Source organism: Alteromonas sp. HB246098, assembly GCF_054890645.1.
In genome coordinates, this window is the sequence record NZ_JBTZUG010000017.1 from 1 (window position 1) to 4,413 (window position 4,413).

Annotated in this window: 5 protein-coding genes and 4 tRNA genes; all 9 read right to left on the minus strand. The window is 41.2% G+C overall.

What is annotated here, in order from left to right; genetic code table 11:
- Positions 1-65: 65 nt before the first annotated feature.
- Positions 66-141, minus strand: a tRNA-Thr gene (locus tag ACYTPF_RS19325).
- Between the two features lie 7 nt (positions 142-148).
- Positions 149-223: transfer RNA gene (locus ACYTPF_RS19330), tRNA-Gly, on the minus strand.
- Between the two features lie 33 nt (positions 224-256).
- Positions 257-341, minus strand: a tRNA-Tyr gene (locus ACYTPF_RS19335).
- Between the two features lie 7 nt (positions 342-348).
- Positions 349-424: transfer RNA gene (locus ACYTPF_RS19340), tRNA-Thr, on the minus strand.
- A gap of 121 nt (positions 425-545) precedes the next feature.
- Positions 546-1,292, minus strand: coding sequence for a type III pantothenate kinase (locus tag ACYTPF_RS19345; protein ID WP_461853349.1), 747 nt, complete (start codon positions 1,290-1,292; stop codon positions 546-548).
- A gap of 136 nt (positions 1,293-1,428) precedes the next feature.
- A complete protein-coding gene (gene birA / locus ACYTPF_RS19350) occupies positions 1,429-2,415 on the minus strand; it encodes a bifunctional biotin--[acetyl-CoA-carboxylase] ligase/biotin operon repressor BirA (RefSeq protein WP_461853350.1) in 987 nt (328 codons plus the stop codon).
- Entirely contained in the window at positions 2,412-3,437 is a 1,026-nt protein-coding gene (gene murB / locus ACYTPF_RS19355; RefSeq protein ID WP_461853351.1) for a UDP-N-acetylmuramate dehydrogenase, read from the minus strand. The genes birA and murB overlap by 4 nt, the downstream gene beginning before the upstream one ends.
- A 166-nt stretch (positions 3,438-3,603) precedes the next feature.
- Positions 3,604-4,032, minus strand: coding sequence for a DUF4174 domain-containing protein (locus ACYTPF_RS19360; RefSeq protein WP_461853352.1), 429 nt, complete (start codon positions 4,030-4,032; stop codon positions 3,604-3,606).
- 61 nt (positions 4,033-4,093) lie between these two features.
- A partial coding sequence (locus ACYTPF_RS19365) for a hypothetical protein (protein WP_461853353.1) occupies positions 4,094-4,413 on the minus strand: 320 nt, incomplete at its 5' end.

A 4,413-nucleotide genomic window follows, 5' to 3' on the forward strand; every position in this document is an offset into this window, starting at 1 on the left:
CTATTATCCCAGCAAAGTTACATTAAAAAATTTAGAAATTTTACATGAGCTGGGGAGAAATAAACTGGTGCTGATAGGCAGATTTGAACTGCCGACCTCACCCTTACCAAGGGTGCGCTCTACCAACTGAGCTATATCAGCACTGATTTGGAGCGGGCAGCGGGAATCGAACCCGCATCATCAGCTTGGAAGGCTGAGGTAATAGCCATTATACGATGCCCGCAATCCTAATTCTCTGGCCACCTCATAGAGAAAGTGGTGGAGGGGGCAGGATTCGAACCTGCGAAGGCTGAGCCGGCAGATTTACAGTCTGCTCCCGTTGACCGCTTGGGTACCCCTCCAGATTGATGGTGCCGACTGCCGGAATCGAACTGGCGACCTACTGATTACAAGTCAGTTGCTCTACCAACTGAGCTAAGTCGGCACTACATCAAGTGGGTGCGCATTCTAGAGTATTGTTTAACTCTGTGCAAGTGTCTTTTTGAAAATTTTTCAATTTTCTTTTTTGACCAATTTTTCAACTAATCAAAAACTTACGTCGATGTTCACTTTAGAAGTTCACTTCGAGCGTAGCGGGCAAGACCCTGCATCACCAAATGAGCGAGGCGCATGTTATCAGCAGATTTTAAGAATGCAAACACTTTTTTGTCTCCACCCCCTAAAATTATATCAAAATCGGTTTGTTTGCTTGATATGTAATCAATCGCGCTCAAATAAACACCATATAGTGCCGCATGACACCCTGATGCCACACAATCTTCCGTATCGGTTCCCACGCCAAAGGTGGTCGGAATTTCATCATTCGCGTACACTTTTTTAGTAGAAGCTACCAATGCATTACGCATAACTTGAAAACCAGGCACGATCCAACCGCCTAAATGTTGACCATCTACGACAAAATCGACCGTTATTGCCGTACCCACATCCATAACAAAAAATGCTTTTTTTGATTTTTCTGCAGCGCACACCATGGCAAGCCATCTATCCACGCCCATTTTTTGAACATTGTCGTAACTATTTTTTATGCCGAAGGCTTCTTTCTCTGTATGTTTTTCTACAAAAATAATATTTCGTTCATCGCACATGGTGGATATTTCATCAACCAGCTCTTGGTTTCTCACAGAAGCTATATATAAATGAGAAATTTTTTTCTGAGAATCGATAAAAGAGAAAAGAGAACTGGCATTTTCACATGCATTAGGCTCTTCTTCTGAATGACAAAGCAGTGAATATTTTATTCGGGTGTTACCGATATCCACTAATATGACGTGGTTTTCTTCAATGTTGTTCATATTTTAGGTTTCAATTGCAAAGCAATGCGTAAAACGAGCAGGTAAAATGTTTTATAAAAAGCATAACGGCAAATTTCAAAACACTTTAACTGCAAGAGCTTTTGAAATACCTGCCGCTTAGCTGTGATATAAAACGTTAATTGCCTCTAAGGCTAACTTCACCACCGTGGAATCGGGTAATGCCATCTTGCGTTTCAACAAGAAGTGCGCCGCTCGCGTCCACTCCCCTGTCAATTCCGGAGAAACGCTTCTCGCCCATCTGTAAAACAATGCGTTTATCGGCGTATAAGTCGAGCGCTTCCCAGTATGCTGTGAATGGCCCGAAGCCTTGTTGAGTAAATTTAAGTAAATAAGTCCACAATGATTTGATTATTTCAGCTGCTAATGCATTTCTATCTGGGATAGTACCTAAATAAGACGCAAGATCACTATGAGGCTGACCAACATCGTACTGATTATCGGGCACACAAACATTTAAACCTATGCCGATAACACTATGCGCCGTAGCACCTATTTGCCCTTCTACCTCAATAAGTACGCCAGCCAGCTTTTTACCCTGCAGATAAATATCATTTGGCCATTTTAATTCAGCATCTTCGACACCAAATTCCTTAAGCGCATCGCAAACAGCTAGACCTACTAATAAAGAAAGCCCGGCCATACTCTGATAGCCATCAGGAAAAGACCAATACATAGAAAAAGTTAAGCTGCCGCCAACTGGAGCTAACCACGAACGACCGTGTCGCCCTCGCCCATCGGTTTGAATTTCGGCAAAAACAACATCGCCATTTTCAAGATCTTCTCGTTTGCTCGCAATACGCTTTTTCATTTCTGTATTGGTGGAAGGTAAAACCGACTCCACATCAATAACCGCTCGTTTTGTATTGCCTAAATGGCGTTTAATGCTGTCAGCGCTTAACAATGGAAAACCTCGTTCTAATCGGTAGCCTTTACCTTTTACTTTAAATACATCTAAACCCCAATCGGCAAGTTGGGAAATATGACCCGCTACTGCGGTACGTGAAAGTCCAACTTGCTGAGCAATAGTTTCACCTGAATGGAACTGACCGTCAGACAACAAAGCGAGTATATGTTTTCTTATAGCTTTTGATGCTTGTCTCATAGCGAAATAAGTCCTTTGTTTCCTAATAAGCGTACTTCGGGCTCCAGCTGTATGCCAAATTTATCCTGTACGCTTGCTATGATATTTTTCGCCATGGTGATTACATCGCTTCCGGTGGCGCCACCTATGTTAGTAAGTACCAATGGCTGTGTAGGGTGGCAACGTACTTTGTTCAACGTTTTGCCTTTAAAACCTGCTTGGTCAATTAGCCAAGCAGCAGGGATTTTTATTTGTTCTTGTTCGTTTCCAGCATTTTCGCTTACAACAAAATGCGGTACCGAGTCATATTCTTTCGATATCGCTTTGAAGACTACTTTTGAGACAACGGGATTCTTGAAAAAGCTACCTGCATTACCTAATTCACTGGGATCTGGCAGTTTGCTTTTTCTAATTTCAATTACCTTACTATACACCTTTTCTGGTGTTGGTTCGGTGAGTGCAGCTAGCTCGCCATAACTTATTTTGAGCTCGTATTGCTTAGGTAGTTTAAAGTTTACATGAGTGATAAGTACTTTATTGGCTAGTGCATGTTTGAACACACTATCTCTATAACCGAACTGACAGTCTTCATTGCTTAGCAGCACCTGTTCACCGGTTTCAAGAAATACACATTCCACCTTATCGATTAACGAATTAACCTCTACACCATAGGCTCCAATATTCTGAATAGGACAAGCGCCTACCGAACCAGGTATTAACGCTAAGTTCTCAAACCCATACCACTTCTCTTTCATACAGAGAGTTACAAAGTCATGCCAGTTTTCGCCTGCTCCTACCCGTAAATAGTGATGGCTTTCAGTGTCGAAGTGACTAATGCCTTTTATTTCGTTTACCAAGATCGCTCCGTCAAAATCATCGGTAAAAATCGAGTTGCTTCCTCCACCTAATATATAAATAGCTTTGTTGGTTTCATTTTTATAGGTATTAAAGGTAGATAGAAATGAAGCAACATCGGCAAACGACTGGATAGAATCACACGACGCTGAAAGGCCAAATGTGCTGTAAGGTTGTAGTGAGGGCATAGAATTTTATGAACTGCGAACAATTCGCTAATGGTAGGGTAACGACGCGTCAAATAAAAGCGCAAACATGCAAATAACCCAGCTGCTATGCTGTAAGTTTTTTGCCCCTAAAGATATTTATATCGCTACCACGCTATTCAGAGTAGCGTTTCTTTAAAAATCGTACTTAGTAACGCCTTAGTTCTGTTTTTCTCATAGGCATTTTATCAATCGTGCTATAGATAAGCTCACTATCGAAGGTGTCATATTTAGCTTTAATTGTACTATCTAGCCCTATAAGCGTTACTTTAGTTTTTGGGTTTAGCTTATTAAGAGAGATATGACATTTAGGGTAACCAAACACAATAACAGGTTGCTGTTCTACTATACCTATCACCACTAGCTTCCTTTCAGTGAGAGCGACCTTTTCATATTCAGCGAATGCATAAAGATCGTCTAGTTCACCCTTGCTTTGTGCATTGTAGATTAAAACCCTGTTTTTCCAAGCAAGCTCCCCCAGAGTAATCTTACAATGTGTCTTAGCGCTATTTGCAAATGCAAAGGCGGAGTAGAACCCCGTGAGCAGTAAAAAAATAATAAAGTAGATAATCTTCATACTTATATTTACTAGTGAACTACCGATTTAGCACAAAATGTTGGGTCAGAGTACATTTTCCTTAAGACGGCAAAATTAAATTCGCTTGTATCGACACTCCAAGAAGCTCGTTCTCTTGACGTAATGGTGTTTGACTTACATCGTTAAAACCTAATTCAGACATAGACATTAATAGACTGTCTATTCGATCACTGTCTAATGCAACTGAAAGTAAATTATCTAGTCGTTTAGCAAGTGTTTTCATTTCGCTGCGAAAGCTTTTGAGCTTGTTCTTTCGCGACTTAAAGACGATCGATGAAGAAGACATTTCTGGTGCAGAAAGCAAAAAACCCGCCGTTAGGCGGGTTTTTCTTAATGGGACCTGGCAGTGTCCTACTCTCA